The organism is Pseudomonas sp. zbq_18 (genome assembly GCF_043102245.1).
Classification (GTDB): Bacteria; Pseudomonadota; Gammaproteobacteria; order Pseudomonadales; family Pseudomonadaceae; genus Aquipseudomonas.
In genome coordinates this window covers 16,984-34,217 of the sequence record NZ_JBICIT010000015.1, presented here as the reverse complement: position 1 = coordinate 34,217, position 17,234 = coordinate 16,984, and the positions used below count along the sequence as shown (strand labels likewise).

At 65.1% G+C, this 17,234-nt stretch carries 13 protein-coding genes and 1 pseudogene; 11 read left to right on the top strand and 3 right to left on the bottom strand.

Annotated features, from left to right (window positions below):
- Positions 1-34: 34 nt before the first annotated feature.
- Together ACF8C6_RS12400 and ACF8C6_RS12395 are read right to left on the bottom strand one after the other, a co-directional pair.
- Complete coding sequence (locus ACF8C6_RS12400) at positions 35-1,327, bottom strand: peptidylprolyl isomerase (protein ID WP_392499571.1); 1,293 nt, start codon at positions 1,325-1,327, stop codon at positions 35-37.
- Complete coding sequence (locus ACF8C6_RS12395; protein ID WP_392499570.1) at positions 1,308-4,067, bottom strand: LPS-assembly protein LptD; 2,760 nt, start codon at positions 4,065-4,067, stop codon at positions 1,308-1,310. Before ACF8C6_RS12395 ends, ACF8C6_RS12400 begins: the two co-directional genes overlap by 20 nt.
- 128 nt (positions 4,068-4,195) lie before the next feature.
- Here ACF8C6_RS12395 and ACF8C6_RS12390 point away from each other — a divergent pair, with 128 nt between their 5' ends.
- Genes ACF8C6_RS12390 through ACF8C6_RS12380 form a run of 3 tightly spaced genes read left to right on the top strand, consistent with a single transcriptional unit; the run spans position 4,196 to position 6,661 of the window.
- The gene (locus ACF8C6_RS12390; RefSeq protein ID WP_392499569.1) at positions 4,196-5,221 is read left to right on the top strand and encodes an aminoglycoside phosphotransferase family protein; all 1,026 of its coding nucleotides are present in this window, start codon (positions 4,196-4,198) and stop codon (positions 5,219-5,221) included.
- A complete protein-coding gene (murU, locus tag ACF8C6_RS12385; RefSeq protein ID WP_392499568.1) occupies positions 5,218-5,889 on the top strand; it encodes an N-acetylmuramate alpha-1-phosphate uridylyltransferase MurU in 672 nt (223 codons plus the stop codon). Before ACF8C6_RS12390 ends, murU begins: the two co-directional genes overlap by 4 nt.
- Position 5,890: 1 nt before the next feature.
- Positions 5,891-6,661 carry a TerB family tellurite resistance protein gene (locus ACF8C6_RS12380; RefSeq protein WP_392499567.1) on the top strand — a complete coding sequence of 257 codons (771 nt, stop codon included), beginning with the start codon at positions 5,891-5,893 and terminating at the stop codon, positions 6,659-6,661.
- Positions 6,662-6,664: 3 nt separating this feature from the next.
- Here ACF8C6_RS12380 and ACF8C6_RS12375 read toward each other — a convergent pair whose 3' ends face one another.
- Positions 6,665-7,618: an alpha/beta hydrolase family protein gene (locus ACF8C6_RS12375; RefSeq protein WP_392499566.1), complete on the bottom strand. Its 954-nt coding sequence runs from the start codon at positions 7,616-7,618 to the stop codon at positions 6,665-6,667.
- A 95-nt stretch (positions 7,619-7,713) separates the two neighbouring features.
- On the opposite strand from ACF8C6_RS12375, the gene ACF8C6_RS12370 reads away from it, so the two are divergent.
- From ACF8C6_RS12370 to ACF8C6_RS12335, 8 genes and pseudogenes are all read left to right on the top strand, one after another.
- On the top strand, positions 7,714-10,092 hold the full coding sequence (locus ACF8C6_RS12370) for a PAS domain S-box protein (protein ID WP_392499614.1): 2,379 nt from the start codon (positions 7,714-7,716) through the stop codon (positions 10,090-10,092).
- Positions 10,089-10,718 carry a response regulator gene (locus ACF8C6_RS12365; protein ID WP_392499565.1) on the top strand — a complete coding sequence of 210 codons (630 nt, stop codon included), beginning with the start codon at positions 10,089-10,091 and terminating at the stop codon, positions 10,716-10,718. The genes ACF8C6_RS12370 and ACF8C6_RS12365 overlap by 4 nt, the downstream gene beginning before the upstream one ends.
- A 214-nt stretch (positions 10,719-10,932) precedes the next feature.
- The gene (locus ACF8C6_RS12360; protein ID WP_392499564.1) at positions 10,933-12,042 is read left to right on the top strand and encodes an ABC transporter ATP-binding protein; all 1,110 of its coding nucleotides are present in this window, start codon (positions 10,933-10,935) and stop codon (positions 12,040-12,042) included.
- A gap of 40 nt (positions 12,043-12,082) precedes the next feature.
- On the top strand, positions 12,083-13,126 hold the full coding sequence (locus ACF8C6_RS12355) for an ABC transporter substrate-binding protein (protein ID WP_392499563.1): 1,044 nt from the start codon (positions 12,083-12,085) through the stop codon (positions 13,124-13,126).
- 122 nt (positions 13,127-13,248) lie between these two features.
- Entirely contained in the window at positions 13,249-14,496 is a 1,248-nt protein-coding gene (locus ACF8C6_RS12350; RefSeq protein ID WP_392499562.1) for an ABC transporter permease, read from the top strand.
- Between the two features lie 195 nt (positions 14,497-14,691).
- Complete coding sequence (locus ACF8C6_RS12345) at positions 14,692-15,519, top strand: ABC transporter permease (protein WP_392499561.1); 828 nt, start codon at positions 14,692-14,694, stop codon at positions 15,517-15,519.
- 197 nt (positions 15,520-15,716) lie between these two features.
- Entirely contained in the window at positions 15,717-16,391 is a 675-nt protein-coding gene (gene rpe, locus ACF8C6_RS12340) for a ribulose-phosphate 3-epimerase (protein WP_277689560.1), read from the top strand.
- 38 nt (positions 16,392-16,429) lie between these two features.
- A pseudogene (locus ACF8C6_RS12335) lies at positions 16,430-17,202 on the top strand (phosphoglycolate phosphatase).
- Positions 17,203-17,234 lie beyond the last annotated feature (32 nt).

The following is a 17,234-nucleotide window of genomic DNA, read 5'->3' as shown; positions in this document are numbered from 1 at the left end:
CCGGCGCCAGGCCGGGCTCTTCATGCGGCAGTGCTTACAGCTTGATCTCGACGTAGGCCTCGTCGCGGATCTGGCGTAGCCAGGCCTGCAGCTCTTCGTCGTATTTGCGGTTGCGCAGGGCATTCATGGCCTGCTGCTTGCGGAACTGATCGCTGCTGTCGGTGGCGCGGCGGCCGAGGACTTCCAGCACGTGCCAACCATAGGGGCTCTTGAACGGCTCGGACAGCTGGCCGCTGGGGGTCTTCGCCATCACCTCGCGGAACTCCGGCACCAGACTGTTCGGGTCGATCCAGTTGAGGTCGCCGCCGTGGAGGGCCGAACCCGGGTCTTCGGAGAAGCTCTTTGCCAACTCAGCGAAATCTTCACCGGCCAGGATGCGCTGGTGAAGGCGTTCGACCAGGCGCTGGGTTTCTGCTTCGCTGCGGATGGCGTTGGGCTTGATCAGGATGTGGCGCACATGCACTTCGTCGCGCATCTGGGTATCGCCGCCGCGTTTTTCCTGCAGCTTGACGATCATGAAGCCGCCTGGAGTGCGCAGCGGTTCGGTGATGTCGCCAACGGACAGGCTGCGAATCAGTTCGGCGAAGGCCGGCGGCAGCTGGGCGCCTTTGCGCCAGCCGATGTCGCCGCCTTCCAGGGCGTTCTCACTGCCGGAGTTGGCGATGGCCATTTGGGCGAAGTCGGCGCCAGCGCGCAGCTTGTCGTAGACCTCGGCAGTTTTCTGTGCGGCGGCACGGATCTGATCCGGCGAAGCCGCATCGGGCACCGGGATCAGGATGTTGGCCAAGCGGTATTCCTCCGCCAGCTGCATCTGGCCCAGGTCGGAGGCGAGGAAGTTGTTCACTTCCTGGTCGGTGACCTGGATGCGCTCGGCCACGCGGCGTTGGCGCACACGGCTGATCACCATTTCGCGGCGGATCTGCTCGCGAGCCTGCTCGTAGGACAAACCATCGCGGGCCAGTGCGGCACGGAACTGATCCAGGGTCAGGTTATTGCGCTGGGCAATACTGGCCATGGCTTGGTTCAGTTCTTCGTCGGTGATGCGGATGCCCGAGCGATCACCGATCTGCAGCTGCAGGTTCTCGACGATCAGGCGCTCCAGCACCTGCTGTTGCAGAACGTCCTGCGGCGGCAGCTGGCCGCCGCGCTTGTTCAGGGTCTTTTCGACTTCGTTGAGGCGCTGATCCAGCTGGCTGTACATGATCACGTCGTTGTCGACGATGGCGACGACGCGATCAAGAGACTGTACTTGTGCCTGTGCGGCCGAGCCGAGGAAAACTGCGCCCAACAACAGCGGGCGCAGGCAATCAGAAAGCTTGTTCTTCACGTTCACGGTAACCTTGAATGCCTTGGTCGAGGAAAGTCTCGGTCGAGCCGCCCAGCACATTGCCGAGGCCCTTGAGGACGATCTGCAGGAAAATTCCGCGATCGCCTTCCTCGTTGAGATCAGGGTTGAGGGTGGTCTCGTCGTAGTCGACCCAGTAGCGGTTGATCAGGCGCAGTTTCCAGCAGCAGCTGTCGTACTCGAAGCCGCCGAAGGCTTCCAGGGTGCGGCTCTGTGCATAGTCATGCTGCCAACGGGCAATCACGCTCCATTGCGGCACGATCGGCCAGATCACCGAGAAATCGTGCTGCTGGATCTTGTAGTAGTCCTCGACGTAGTTCGGCTGGCCTTCGACGCCGAAGTCGCTGCCATATACCCAGCTACCGGTCGCCTGGTCGTAACGCATGGTGTCGTTGCGATAGCGATAGCCCAGGTTGACCACCTTGTTCGGTTCGTCTTCCGGCTGGTAGTGGAACATCATGCTGCCGGAGCGGGTCTGGTGGCTGTCCGGATCCCAGTTGAAGTCCGAGCTCAGGCGCCAGTCGCGGTTGAAGCGGTAGAGATACTGTAGGGCGTAGGGCGAAACGTCCGACTGATAGTCGTCGCGATCCTTCAGGGTGCCGGTACGATCCGGCATGGTGACCTTGCGGTCGGCGAAGTACACGGCCTGGCCAATGCTGAAGCGCTGGCGCTCGAAGCCGTTGCTCTCGATCCAGCGGCTGGTCACGCCGAGGGACAGTTTGTTCTCGTCGCCGAAGCGGTCGCGGCCGCTGAAGCGGTTGTCGCGCCACAGCGAGGAATAGCTGAAGCTTGGCTCGCTGGTGTTGAACACCGGGATGTCGTCCTGGTCTTCCTCCGGTACATAGAGGTAGAAGGCGCGCGGTTCCAGGGTCTGCCGGTAGTTGTTGCCGAACCAAGTGGTGTTACGGTCGAAGTACAGGCCGCTGTCAACGCTGGCGATGGCCACGCCACGATCCGGCGAGTCTTCGAAGTCACTGCCAATCTGGGTCTTGCCCTTGGAGTCCAGATCCAGATCGTACTGGGTGTAGGCGTACTTCAGGCTGGGCTTGAGATAGCCCCAGGTGCGCTCGACCGGCAGGCTGATGCCCGGCTCGACATGAACGCGGTCGCCCGTGGCACGGTCAAGGCCGAAGACGTTGTTGTCATACCACGGCTCGGGATTGCCATCCTCATCGACGAAGTTGCCGCTGCGCAGGTCGCGGTCGAAGCTGACGTATTCGGTGCTGTAGAACATGTTCAGCCCGCCGGGCTGGAACGGCAGCTGGCCATCCAGCGTCAGCTGCGGCAGGCGGTCGTAGGGCGTGATATCGATGACGCTGGTCGGCTCATAGGCATGGGCGTTGAGGCGGGCGGTGTAGCTGTCGCCACGCCAGGTCAGGGTGCCACGCTGGTTGAGGAAGTCAGGCGTTTCGAGTCTCTCCAGGTCGCTGTCGAGGTCCTGGAAGTAGTAGGGGTCGCTGATGTCGGTGTAGTCCACCTCGGCCAGCAGGCGCTCGTCGAGGCCGCCTTTGTGCTGCCAGTTGTACATCCAGCGCTGGTCTTCATACTCGGACTGCAGTTCGCGGTCGTCGTTCTGGTCGTCCAGCCAGGCTGCGCCGACCTGGCCTTCGCTGCCCTTGGTCAGGTAGCGGAACTCACCCTCGAGCAGCATGCCGCGTTTGGCCATGTAGGTCGGGTAGAGGGTGGCATCGTAGTTCGGCGCCAGGTTGAAGTAATAGGGTGTCGACAGGGTGAAGCCGTTGTCGCTCGACGAGCTCAGGCTGGGCGCGAGGAAACCGGACTGGCGACGGTCGTCGATCGGGAAGTAGATGTAGGGGGTGTAGAACACAGGAATGTCCTTCACCCGCAGGGTCACGTTGGTCGCGGTGCCGAAGCCGGTGGCCGGGTCCAGCTTGACGTTGTTGCCCTTCAGGTGCCAGGCGTTGCTGCCCGGCTCGCAGCGGGTGTAGGTGCCGTCCTTGAGGCGGACGACCGCGCTTTCCTCGCGCTTGGCATACAGTGCACTGCCGCGCACGTGACCTTTGTGGATCACGTACTCGGCGTTCTCGACCTTGGCTTCGCCATTGTCCAGCTGGATCTCGGCGCGGTCGCCAACCACCAGCATGCCGTTGTCACGGATGCGGACATTGCCTTTCAGCTCACCGCGGTTTTCGGCCTGGTGCAGGGTGGCTTCGTCGGCCTCGACCTGCATGCTGGACTGGCGCAGCACCACATCACCGGCGAGGGTGGCGGCTTCCTTGTCCTGCTCATAACGTGAGGCTTTGGCCGAGACGAACAGTGGCGCTTCGTCCATCGGTGTGTCGTCGCTCATGCCCGGTCGCAGCGGCTCGACGTAGGAGCCGGCGCAGTAAGGACCGACTTCGGCCAGCTGGGCCTCGGTGAGTTGTTCGCGCGGCACCCAGTCCAGATGGCTGAAATCAGCGCTGCGGCTCTGCAGGCCAAGGCCCTCGCTTTCGGTGACCAGGGTGGTGCGTTCAGCTTCACCGGATACGGCGGCTGTGCCGGCCACGGCGCTGACCGCTGTGGCGGTGTGCTGTGGGCGTGGCAGTTGGCTGGTGGTGACAGCTTTCGGGGTACAGGCCCAACCGCCGGAAGCGGAGGCGGCACAGTCGAATTGCTCGGCAGCGACAGCGAAAGAGGTGGCAAGAGGTTGTAGCGCCAGCAGGCCACTGGTCATCAACAACGGGAATTTTTTACGGAATACGGGGAGTTTTACTGCCATCTTGTTAGTCCGGGCTTCCTGCGCGCCTCCGGCCCCGCAGGGACCGCACGCCTCTCGATGGGCTGAAAAAGATGCTGGATAATAAAGCATGACCCGCGCAACGGCTAGCGCCGTCGGAGACCCCTGTAATGCCTGATCAAGATGTGCGTCTTCAGCTCCTGCAGAGCTGGTTGGAAGAATCTTTACCTGTGTTGTTTCAGCGCGAGGGCTGGGGTGAGGTGCCCTCTGGCGGCCTGACACCGGCCAGCAGTGATGCCAGTTTCCGTCGTTATTTCCGCTGGCAAGCCGATGGTCGCAGTCTGATCCTGATGGACGCGCCGCCGCCCCAGGAAGACTGCCGTCCCTTCGTCAAGGTCGCGGCTATGCTGGCCGAAGCTGGCGTGCATGTGCCGCGTATTCTGGCCCAGGACCTGGAGCGTGGCTTCCTGCTGCTGGACGATCTGGGCAACCAGACCTGGCTGGAAGTGCTCGATGCCGATAATGCTGACGAGCTGTTCGAGCGGGCTCTGCAGGCGCTGGTGAGGTTCCAGCAGCTGCCGGTCGACGGTCAGCTGCCGGCCTATGACGATGCCCTGCTGCGCCGCGAGTTGCAGCTATTCCCCGACTGGTATCTGCAGCGCCACCTGGGCGTCGAGCTGGATGCCGTGCAGCAGGCGCAGTGGCAACAGGTCTGTGACCTGCTGGTGAACAGCGCCCTGGCCCAGCCGCGGGTGTTCGTGCACCGCGATTACATGCCGCGCAACCTGATGCTCAGCCAGCCCAACCCCGGCATTCTCGATTTCCAGGATGCGGTGCAGGGCCCGCTCAGCTACGACGTCACCAGCCTGTTCAAGGATGCCTTTCTCAGCTGGCCGGAGGCGCGCGTGCAGGTTTGGCTGCAGCGTTATTGGCAGCTGGCCCGCGAGGCGGGCATCGCCGTGCCGGAGGATTTCGCCGAGTTCCACCGCATGAGCGACCTGATAGGTGTGCAGCGTCACCTCAAGGTGATTGGCATCTTTGCGCGCATCTGCCATCGCGACGGCAAGCCCAAGTACCTGGGCGATGTGCCGCGCTTCTTCACATATATAGAGGCCGTGCTGGCGCGCCGGCCAGAGTTGGCTGTACTGGGCGAGCTGCTGGCCAGCCTGCCGCAGCACGAGGCGCAACCGGCATGAAGGCGATGATTCTGGCGGCGGGCAAGGGCGAGCGTCTGCGTCCGCTGACGTTGCATACACCGAAGCCGCTGGTGCGCGCCGCCGGCACGCCGCTGATCGAGTTTCATGTGCGCGCCCTGGCCGCGGCGGGGTTCACCGAGCTGGTGATCAACCACGCCTGGCTCGGCCAGCAGATCGAGGATTATCTGGGTGATGGCTCGCGCTTTGGCGTGAGCATCGCCTACTCGGCCGAGGGCGAGCCGCTGGAAACCGGCGGCGGCATTTACAAAGCGCTGCCCTTGTTGGGCGCCGCGCCATTCGTGGTGGTCAACGGCGATATCTGGACCGACTTCGACTTCGCTGCCCTGCGCCGCCCGCTGGCGGGTCTGGCCCATCTGGTGCTGGTGGACAATCCGGCCCACCACCAGGGCGGCGACTTCCGGCTGGAGGCCGGGCGGGTCAGTGATGTGGTCGGCGGTGCTGATGCACTGACCTACAGCGGTATCTCCGTGCTGCATCCGCACCTGTTCGCCGACTGCCAGCCGGGCGCCTTCAAGCTGGCGCCCTTGCTGCGCGCGGCCATGGCTGAGGGCCAGGTCAGTGGCGAGCATTTTCCCGGTCGCTGGGTCGATGTCGGCACTCACGAGCGCCTGGCCGAGGTCGAGCGTTTGCTGCAGGTAGCGGGCTGACATGCTCTGGCCGGCGACCCTGCTTGGCGCTGCGGCGGGGCTGGCCCTGGCCAGCATCCCCGGTGCACTGCTGGGCGGCTTGCTTGGCCAGATGCTCGACCGGCGCATGCGTTTGCGCTCATTGGAGCACCTGCGTCAGCTCCTGGGGCTGCAGCGGTCTCAGATGGACGACGAGGATCTGCTGTTCATGCTGCTCGGGCGCTTGGCCAAGAGTGATGGGCGTGTGCTCGACAGTCATATCCAGATGGCTGCCGGCGAGATGCAGCGGCTGGGGCTGGATGAACTGTCGCGTCGTCGTGCCATGCAGGCCTTCGCGCGCGGCAAGCAGGCGGACAAGGAGTTGCGCGGCCCCCTGCGTGCCTTGCAGGCGCGCCCGGAACGGGCGGAAGTGGTATTGCGAACCTGCTGGCGCATGGCCTGGGCCGATGGCCGACTGAGTGAGGCAGAGCGCCTATTGATCGAGCAGTGGGCGCGCTGGCTTGGCTTTCCGCGTGCGGTCTTGCAGGCCATGGCCGAGGAATATCGGCCGCAACCGTCGGTGCCGGACACGCCTGGGGGGGATTACCAGGCGGCCTTGCGGCTATTGGGCGTGCGCGCCGACAGCGAGCCCAGGCTGATCAAGCAGACCTACCGACGCCTGCTCAGTCGTCATCATCCGGACAAACTGGCCGGTGCCGGCGCCAGTGCCGCGCAACTGCGTGCGGCCACCGACAAGACCCGTGAATTGCACGCCGCCTACGAGCTGATCCGCCGACGGCACGGTTTCCGCTGACGCCTATTGCTTCTCCAGCCAACCCCGGACGCGGCGGAACAGCTGCTCCTGCTCGGCATCCTGATTACCTGGCAAGGCCTTGAGGGCAACCTGCGTGTAGCTGTCGTGAGCCAGGCGCTTGCTGGCCTGCAGGCGGCGCACGGCGGCGCTGCGATCGGCAGCCTGGTCCTTGTAGAAGAAGTCGCCCGTAGCCAGCTTGAGGCCGGGAATCAGCTCTTCCAGCGCGGGGGACTGCCCGGCAGGCAGTTGCGCGGCGACCGTGACCAGGTGCTTGACCTGTGCAGGCTGGCGCTCCTTGAGATAGAGCGCCGCCCAGTAGGCGCCGTCACCGTGGCCGAGCAGCACGATGTTGCTCGCATCCTGTTGCTCGGCAAAGGTGATGGCGGCGTCGATACGGGCGAAGACTCGCTGAGAGGGATCGACCGGCGCCGGGGCAGGGGCAGCGGCCGTGGGCTCACTGGCTGGCGCCTCTGCTGCGGGCTCGGCGACGCTGTCGGCGGTATCGACCGTGACCGCCTCCGGCGTACGCGGCAGCACGGCCTCGGGCAGCGGTTCGTTGGGGCTGTCGGGCAGGTTCAGGCTCAGGCTGCTCCAGGCGACATCGGGCAGTTTGCTGCGCAGAGGATTGATCGCCTGCGGCCAGTCGGCGCTTTCATTGGCGCCGGGGACGAGGATCACCACCCCCTTGGCTTGCGGCGCATTGGCCGGTTTCCACAAGGCCAGAAAGCTGCCGCCATCGGCCTGCAGCATCTGCTGCTCGCCCTTGGGCAGTTGCCGTTCCAGGGCTTGGGCATTGTCCTCGCTACGTTCTTCGAGCGGCTGGCGGGTTGCCTCCTCGGTTTCCGGCGTTGCGACGGCGGTGTCTGGACTGGCGGCGGGGGTTTCTTCCTCCGCCAGGGCGGGATGTGCAAGGCTCAGCAGCAGGGCGATGAGTGTCGAGAGGACTGGACGGCGCATCTCAGGGGCTCGGCGTGGATAAGGGTTCTAGCAGCCTAAGCGCTGCGTGAAGGTTTGTCAGGTAAGGTAGCAGGCCGGAGGTCGCTGTCGTGCGCATGATTCGAGTGTTCTGTGGGCTGCTGTTGCTGGGTGTGCTGAGCGTCCAGGCCGCGCCGCTGCGCCTGGCGCCGGCCGAGCAGGCCTGGCTGGCCGAGCACCCGCGGCTGCGCGTGGGTGTGGTGCTGCAGGCCCCCTATGCCGAGTACCGGCGCCGTCAGCAGCAGTTGAGCGGGCTGAGCATCGAGCTCACCGAGAAACTGGCCAAGCGTCTCGGCGTCGAACTGAGCTGGCGCAGCTTCGACAGCCTGGACGCGCTGCAGGAGGCGCTGCGTGCCGGACGTATCGACTTGGCGCCAGGCCTTCAGCAGAGCCGCGCCGGTCTGCGCCTCTGGCAGTACTCCGACCCCTACATGCGCATTCCCCATCTGCTGGTCGGCGAGCCGGGGGGCGAGGTGGGGCTGGAGCTTGAGCAACTCGGTGAACAGGATGTAATTGCCGTGCGCACCCCCAGTGCGGTGGCCGACTACCTGCGCAGCAACTACTTCAACCTGCAGTTGCAGGCCGAGCCGTCCGAACGCGAGGCCTTGCGTGCGGTGCTGGAGCAGAAGGCGCGCTTCGCCGCCATCGACCAGGCCCAGCTCAGCCGCCTGGCCCAGGAGAGCGAGTTTGCCAACCTGCGCGTGCTGGCCGATGTCGGCCTGCCGCTGCTGTTGCGCTTCGCTACCCGCCGCGACTGGCCGGAGCTGGCCAGCATCGTGCAGCAGGGCTTGCGCGAGATGCCGGCCGAGGAGCTGGACAACCTGCAACGCCGCTGGCTGACGGCGCGCACCCCCGGGCTCGGCGACTCGCCGCGCTTCTGGCGCAGTCTCAGTGTGCTGCTCGGCCTCATGCTGCTGGTCAGCCTGCTATTGCTCGCTGTGCTGCGTCGTCAGCGTGGCCAGCTGGAAAAGCGCCTGCTCGAAGCGCGGCAGATCCTCAATCAGCGCGAGGTGGCCGAGGAAGCGCTGCGTCTGGCGCAGTTCTCCCTCGACCACAGCACGGTGGGCATCCTCTGGGTCAGCTGGGACGGGCGGGTGCGCTATGCCAACCAGGCGGTGGCGGGCATGCTCGGTTACAGCGAGGCCGCCATGGTCGACCGGCCGGTGCAGGACTTCGAACGCACGCTGGGCATGGACCGCTGGCTCAACCTGTGGCGGCGGGTGCGTCAGCAGGTGGATGGCGCCCTGAGTTTCGAGAGCTTCTGTCAGCGCGCCGATGGCAGTGACCTGCCCGTCGATGTGACGCTGGGTTTTCTGCGCTTTCGCGAGACCGAGTACCTGGTGGTGTACCTCAGCGATGCCACCGAGCGGCGCCGTGCACGGGCCGCGTTGGAGGAAAGCGAGGCGCGGCTGAAGGGCATCGCCGGCAACGTCCCGGGTCTGGTGTTCCGCCTTGAACGGCCCAGCCCGGAGGCACCGTCGGACTTCGCCTTTATCAGTGAGGGCAGCGAGCAGCTGGTGGGCTATCCGCCGGCCGCCATCATGGCCCATGACTTCGGCATCCGCAGCCTGGTCCATCCGGACGATCGTGCGGCCTACCACCGTACCCAGGATGCGGCCATCGCCGCGGCCGGCGACTGGCAGTGGCAGGGGCGCATTCTCACCCGTGATGGTCGGGTGCGCTGGGCGGACATCAAGGCCAGCGCCCGCCAGCTGGGCGATGGCCATGTGGTGTGGGACGGCGTGGTCTGGGACATCAGCGAGAACAAGGCCATCGAACTTGAGCTGGCCGAATCGCGGGCGCAGCTGCGCGAGTTGTCGGCGCACCTGGAGAGCGTGCGCGAGGAAGAAAAAGCGCGCATCGCCCGTGAAGTGCACGACGAGCTGGGCCAGGTGCTGACCGTGCTCAAACTGGAGACCTCGATGTGCGAGCTGGCGTTCGCCGGGCTCGACCCGGGCCTGCAGGCGCGCCTGGACAGCATGAAGAAACTGATCGCCAACCTGTTCCAGCTGGTGCGCGACGTGGCCACCGCACTGCGCCCGCCGATTCTCGACGCCGGCCTGGGCTCGGCCATCGAGTGGCAGGCGCGGCGCTTCGAGGCGCGCAGCGGCATCGCCTGCCTGGTGCAGGTGCCTGAACTGTTGCCGAAGCTGGCCGATGCCAAGGCCGTGGGCCTGTTCCGCGTTTTGCAGGAGGCGCTGACCAATGTGCTGCGCCATGCCCAGGCGCACACGGTCGAGATCGCCCTGAGCGTCGAGGGTGATGAGCTGTGCCTGCGGGTCAGTGACGATGGTCGGGGTTTCGACACCCGCGCGCCGCGCGCACAATCCTTCGGCCTGGTCGGCATGCGCGAACGCGTGCTCATGCTCGGCGGCAGCCTGAGCATCGACAGCCAGCCGGGCGAGGGCACCACGCTGAGCGTGCGAGTGGCGCTGAAAGAAGAGGTAATCGCATGATTCGAGTACTGGTGGCCGAAGACCACACCATCGTCCGCGAGGGCATCAAGCAACTGATCGGCCTGGCCAAGGACCTGCAGGTGGCGGGCGAGGCGTGCAACGGCGAGCAGCTGCTGGAAACCCTGCGCCACACGCCCTGCGATGTGGTGCTGCTGGATATCTCCATGCCCGGTGTCAACGGCCTGGAGGCGATTCCGCGGATTCGCGCTTTGGCCAACCCGCCGGCGGTGCTGGTGCTGTCCATGCACGACGAGGCGCAGATGGCGGCGCGGGCGCTGAAGATCGGCGCCGCCGGCTACGCCACCAAGGACAGCGATCCGGCGTTGTTGCTCACCGCCATCCGCAAGGTGGCTGGTGGCGGTCGCTATATCGATCCGGAGCTGGCCGACCGCATGGTCTTCGAGGTGGGCCTGACCGACTCAAGGCCGCCGCATGCGCTGCTCTCGGAGCGTGAGTTCTCGGTGTTCGAACGCCTGGTGCGTGGCGAGGGCGTCAACGAGATCGCCCTGCACCTGTCGGTCAGCAGCAAGACCATCAGCACCCACAAGGCGCGCCTGATGCAGAAGCTGGGCGTGCACTCGGTGGCGGATCTGGTGAAGTACGCGGTGGAGCACAAGCTGCTCTGAAGCTGAGTTGTAGGAGCGGATTTATCCGCGATAAGCAGGCCACTGAGCGCTTGCCCTGATCGCGGATGAATCCGCTCCCACAAAAAAGGCATGTAGGGCGATCCCTACACCCCGTCGTCCTGCTGCCTTATAGCAATCTCTCATAGCGCCCGATTTGCGCCGCCTGCACGACTTCCTAGTCTTACAGCACGGCAACAAGAACAAGGGTGCGGCAATGGCCGAGAATGCTTCCAGCGATGTGCTCGTCAGTTTCAAGGGCGTGCAGAAGAGCTACGACGGCGAAAGCCTGATCGTCAAAGACCTCAATCTGGACATCCGCAAGGGCGAGTTCCTCACCCTGCTCGGCCCGTCCGGTTCCGGCAAGACTACCAGCCTGATGATGCTGGCCGGTTTCGAGACGCCCACCGCCGGGGAGATCCTCCTGGCCGGGCGCTCGATCAACAACGTGCCGCCGCACAAGCGCGACATCGGCATGGTGTTCCAGAACTACGCGCTGTTCCCGCACATGACGGTGGCCGAGAACCTGGCCTTCCCGCTCAGCGTGCGTAGCATGAACAAAACCGACGTCACCGAGCGGGTCAAGCGTGCGCTGTCCATGGTGCAGCTCGACAGCTTCCGCAACCGCTACCCGGCGCAGCTTTCCGGTGGTCAGCAGCAGCGTGTGGCGCTGGCCCGCGCGCTGGTGTTCGAGCCGCAGCTGGTGCTGATGGACGAGCCACTCGGCGCGCTGGACAAACAGCTGCGCGAGCACATGCAGATGGAGATCAAGCACATCCACCAGCGGCTGGGCGTGACCGTGGTCTACGTGACCCACGACCAGGGCGAGGCGCTGACCATGTCCGACCGCGTGGCGGTGTTCCACCAGGGCGAGATCCAGCAGATCGCCCCGCCGCGTGATCTGTACGAGGCACCGAGCAACACCTTCGTCGCCCAGTTCATTGGCGAGAACAACCGCCTGGCCGGCGAGCTGGTATCTCGCGATGGCGAGCGCTGCACCGTGCGCCTGGCGCGTGGCGAGCAGGTCGAGGCGCTGGCGGTGAAGGTTGGCAAGCCGGGGGAACCGGTGAGTCTGTCGATTCGCCCCGAGCGGGTGCGTATCAATGGCGCCAGCGAGAGCTGCGCCAACCGTTTCAGCGGCCGCGTGGCCGAGTTCATCTACCTGGGTGACCACGTGCGCGTGCGCATGGAGGTCTGTGGCAACCCCAGTTTCTTCGTCAAGCAGCCGATCGCCGAGCTCGACCCCGCCCTGAGCGTGGGCGATGTGGTGCCGCTCGGCTGGCATGTGGAGCACGTCAGGGCGCTTGACCCGCAAGCCGCGGAATAACGCGCCAGGCATTACCAACCCTGCACTCTGGAGAACAACAATGAGCACAGCTGTTCGCAGTACCTTCCGCCTCACTGCACTGGCCCTGGGGCTGGCCGGCGCGACCCAGGCCATGGCCGCCGATCTGACGGTGATTTCCTTCGGTGGCGCCAACAAGACCGCCCAGGAAAAGGCCTTCTACCAGCCGTGGGAAGCGGCCGGCAAAGGCAAGATCATCGCGGGCGAGTACAACGGCGAGATGGCCAAGGTGAAAGCCATGGTCGATACCAACAGTGTGTCCTGGCACCTGGTCGAAGTGGAGTCGCCGGAGCTGGCCCGTGGTTGCGACGAAGGCCTGTTCGAGGAGCTCGATCCCGAGCAGTTCGGCAATGCCGATGACTTCATCGAAGGCGCGATCCAGCCCTGCGGCATCGGCTTTTTCGTCTGGTCCACCGTGCTGGCCTACAACGCCGACAAGCTGGCCAGCGCCCCGACCGGCTGGGCCGATTTCTGGGATGTGCAGAAATTCCCGGGCAAGCGCGGCCTGCGCAAGGGCGCCAAGTACACCCTGGAATTCGCCCTGATGGCCGACGGCGTACCGGCCAAGGACGTCTACAGCGTGCTGGCCACCAAGGAAGGCCAGGACCGCGCGTTCAAGAAGCTCGACGAGATCAAGCCGAGCATCCAGTGGTGGGAAGCCGGCGCGCAGCCGCCGCAGTTCCTCGCCTCGGGTGATGTGGTCATGAGCTCCGCCTACAACGGCCGCATCGCCGCCGTGCAGAAGGAAAGCAACCTGCAGGTGGTGTGGAACGGCGGTATCTACGACTTCGACTCCTGGGCCATCCCGCGTGGCGCCAAGGATGCCGACGCCGCCAAGGCCTTCGCCGCGTTCAGCGTGCAGCCCGAGCAGCAGAAGGTCTACTCCTCGAACATCGCCTACGGCCCGGCCAACAAGAAGGCGGTCGAGCTGCTCGACCCGGCGCTGCTCAAGGATATGCCGACCACCCCGGAAAACATCGCCGGGCAGGTGCCGATGAACGTGACCTTCTGGGCCGACTACGGCGAGCAGCTGGAACAGCGTTTCAACGCCTGGGCCGCGAAGTAAGTCTTCCGTGCAGTGCCCCCTTCGCATGAAGGGGTTTGGTAGGAGGAACGTTCCCCCGTTCCTCTCGAACCCTCGCCCGCGCTTGGGCGAGGGTGCTTTATCCCGGTTTTCTGGAGCCTGCGATGGCCACTACCGCTACTCTCACTGACGCCTCCGGCCTGACCCTGAAGCAGAAGCTGGCGCGCGCCGAGCGCCTCAACCGGCTCAAGGCCCAGGGCCTGATCCTGCCGCTGCTGGTGTTCCTGTTCGCGGTGTTCCTGCTGCCGATTGGCATCCTGCTGTACAAGAGCGTGGAGAACCCCGAAGTGGTTGGCAGCCTGCCGCGCACAGTCGAGGCCATATCCGCCTGGGACGGCCGTGGTCTGCCCGATGAGCCGGTCTATCGCGCCCTGGCCGACGACCTGGCTGAAGCGCGCAAGCAACAGACCATCGGTGATCTGTCCAAGCGCCTGAACATGGAGCTGGCCGGCTACCGCAGTCTGATGGCCAAGACCGGCCGCGCGCTGCCGTTCAAACAACCGCCGGAGTCCTACAAGGATGCGTTGGAAAACCTCGACGAGCGCTGGGGCGACCCGGCCTACTGGCAGGTGATCCGTCGCAACAGCTCCGCCTTCACCCCCTATTACCTGCTGGCCGCCCTCGACCATCGCATCGACGACCTTGGTGAGCTGGCGGCTGCCACCCCGGACCAGGCCATCTACCTGGACATCTTCGCCCGTACTTTCTGGATGGGCGCAGTGATCACGGTCATCTGCTTGCTGCTGGCCTATCCCCTGGCCTACCTGCTGGCGACCCTGCCGACCCGTACCAGCAACCTGCTGATGATCCTGGTGCTGCTGCCGTTCTGGACCTCGATTCTGGTGCGCGTGGCGGCGTGGATCGTGCTGTTGCAATCCGGTGGCCTGATCAACGGCGCGCTGATGGCCATGGGCATCATCGATGAGCCGCTGCAACTGGTGTTCAACCGCGTCGGCGTGTACATCTCCATGGTCCACATCATGCTGCCGTTCATGATCCTGCCGATCTACAGCGTGATGAAGGGCATCTCGCCCAGCTACATGCGCGCGGCGATTTCCCTCGGCTGTCATCCGTTCGCCAGTTTCTGGCGGGTGTACTTCCCGCAGACCCTGGCCGGGGTCGGCGCCGGGTGTCTGCTGGTGTTCATCCTGTCGATTGGCTACTACATCACCCCGGCGCTGCTGGGCAGCCCGAGCGACCAGATGATCAGCTACTTCGTCGCCTTCTACACCAACAGCACCATCAACTGGGGCATGGCCACGGCCCTCGGCGGCCTGCTGCTGCTCGCCACCATGCTGCTCTACGTGGTGTACAGCTGGCTGGTGGGCGCCAGCCGCCTGCGCCTGGGATAAAAAATGCCTGCGTTGCAGGCCAACTGATGACCCTCGCCCCTTTGGGGAGACGACTGCAAGGATGCAGGAGATAGGGCGACGCAGGACGCCGAAGCCGAGGGTGCCCGCAGGACGGGAGAGGGGCGAAGCCTATGCAGCCCTCTCCCCCAGCCCCTCTCCCGCAAACGGGAGAGGGGAGTTGACTGGAGAGTGCATATGCTGAGCCCCTACAAGTCCCCCGTCGAACGCGCCTGGTTCTGGACCCATCGCAGCCTGTGCGCGCTGGTGCTGCTGTTCCTGATCCTGCCGGTGCTGGTGATCATCCCGCTGTCGTTCAACTCCGGCAGCTTCCTGGTCTACCCGCTGCAGGGTTTCTCCCTGCGCTGGTACGAAACCTTCTTCAGCTCCGCCGAATGGATGCGCGCGCTGAAGAACAGCCTGATCGTCGCCCCGGCGGCGACCCTGTTGGCGATGGTGTTCGGCACCCTGGCGGCGATCGGCCTGACCCGCGGCGAGTTCCGCGGCAAGGCGCTGGTGATGAGCCTGCTGATCTCGCCGATGGTCGCCCCGGTGGTCATCGTCGGCGTCGCCAGCTACCTGTTCTTCGCCCCGCTGGGCCTGGGCAACAGCTACACCGGGTTGATCCTGGTGCACGCGGTGCTCGGTGTACCCTTCGTCATCATCACCGTGTCCGCGACCCTGCAGGGCTTCAACTACAACCTGGTACGTGCTGCAGCCAGCCTTGGCGCCTCGCCGCTGCTGACCTTCCGCAAGGTGACCCTGCCGCTGATCGCGCCCGGGGTCATCTCCGGTGCGCTGTTCGCCTTCGCCACCTCCTTCGACGAAGTGGTAGTGACCCTGTTCCTCGCCGGCCCCGAGCAGGCCACCCTACCGCGGCAGATGTTCAGCGGCATCCGCGAGAACCTGTCGCCGACCATCGCCGCCGCCGCGACCCTGCTGATCGGTTTCTCCATCGTCCTGCTGCTGACCCTGGAGTGGCTGCGTGGGCGCAGCGAGAAGATGCGTACGTCGCTGCCGGAGTAGTCGATAGATGCGAAGAGTCTGCCCACGAGCTTCTGCGCTAGAGAAAAGCAAGGCGAAAGTGCCTGAGGAAGCGCAGTTTACGAGAGGTAAATGAGCATTCCGAAGGGGCTTTCAACGCAGCTTTTCCGACGCGCAGGAGATCGTGGGTAGGCTCTCAGGCTACAATCGCGTCACCGTGATTTAGCCCTGAGGCCACCATGCAATCCTTCGCCATCGCCCCGTCGATTCTCTCCGCCGATTTCGCCCGCCTGGGCGAGGAAGTCGACAACGTCCTCGCCGCTGGCGCCGACATCGTCCACTTCGACGTGATGGACAACCACTACGTGCCCAACCTGACCATCGGCCCGATGGTCTGCTCGGCGCTGCGCAAGTACGGCATCACCGCGCCGATCGACGCACACCTGATGGTCAAGCCGGTCGACCGCATCATCGGCGATTTCATCGAGGCGGGCGCCAGCTACATCACCTTCCACCCGGAAGCCAGCGAACACATCGACCGCTCCCTGCAGCTGATCAAGGCCGGCGGCGCCAAGGCCGGCCTGGTGTTCAACCCGGCCACGCCGCTGGACGTGCTCAAGTACGTGATGGACAAGGTCGACATGATCCTGCTGATGAGCGTCAACCCCGGCTTCGGCGGGCAGAAATTCATCCCCGGTACCCTCGACAAGCTGCGTGAGGCGCGTGCGCTTATCGATGCCAGTGGCCGCGAAATCCGCCTGGAGATCGATGGCGGGGTCAACGTACAGAACATCCGCGAGATCGCCGAAGCCGGCGCCGACACCTTCGTCGCCGGCTCGGCGATCTTCAACCAGCCGGACTACAAGGCCGTGATCGACGCCATGCGTGCCGAGCTGGCCCAGGTGCGCACGTGATACTGGAGCTGTTTCGCGGTGAGCTGCCGCGTCTGGTGATGTTCGATCTCGACGGCACCCTGGTCGACTCGGTGCCTGATCTGGCCGCCGCCGTAGACCAGATGCTGGTGCAGCTGGGCCGCGAGCCGGCCGGTGTCGAGCGCGTGCGTCACTGGGTCGGCAACGGTGCGCGTGTGCTGGTGCGTCGCGCCCTGGCAGGCGACATCGAGCATTGCGCCATCGGCGAGGCAGAAACGCTTGAGGCGCTGGAGCTGTTCAATGAGGCCTATGCCGGCAGTCATGCGCTGAGTCGCGTCTATCCGGGCGTGGTCAGCTCGCTCGACTGGCTGCGCGGCGCCGCCGTGGAGTTGGCGTTGATCACCAACAAGCCGGAGCGTTTCGTTGCGCCGCTGCTCGACGAGATGGGCCTGGGTGGCTACTTCCGCTGGATCATCGGCGGCGACACCCTGCCGCAACAGAAGCCCGACCCGGCGGCGTTGCTGCACGTACTGCATCTGGCCGGCGTTGCTCCTGAGCAGGCCCTGTTCATCGGGGATTCGCGCAACGATGTGCTGGCCGCGCACGCCGCCGGCGTGACTTGCGTGGCGCTGTCCTACGGCTACAACCATGGCCGGCCGATTGCCGAAGAAAACCCGGCGCGGGTCATCGACGACCTGCGCCAACTGCTGCCTGGTTGCACGGGCGAGGGCGCTGGGGTAATGTCCCCGGACTCCTCTGATTACCCCTCGCACGAGACAGCATCGTGGTAGTTGCCCACAAACACTGGATGAAACTGGTCAAGGCCTTGGCCCGCTGGCGCTGGCGCGCCTGATTTCCTCCCGGCCGGTCGCCCCGGCGTGTTTG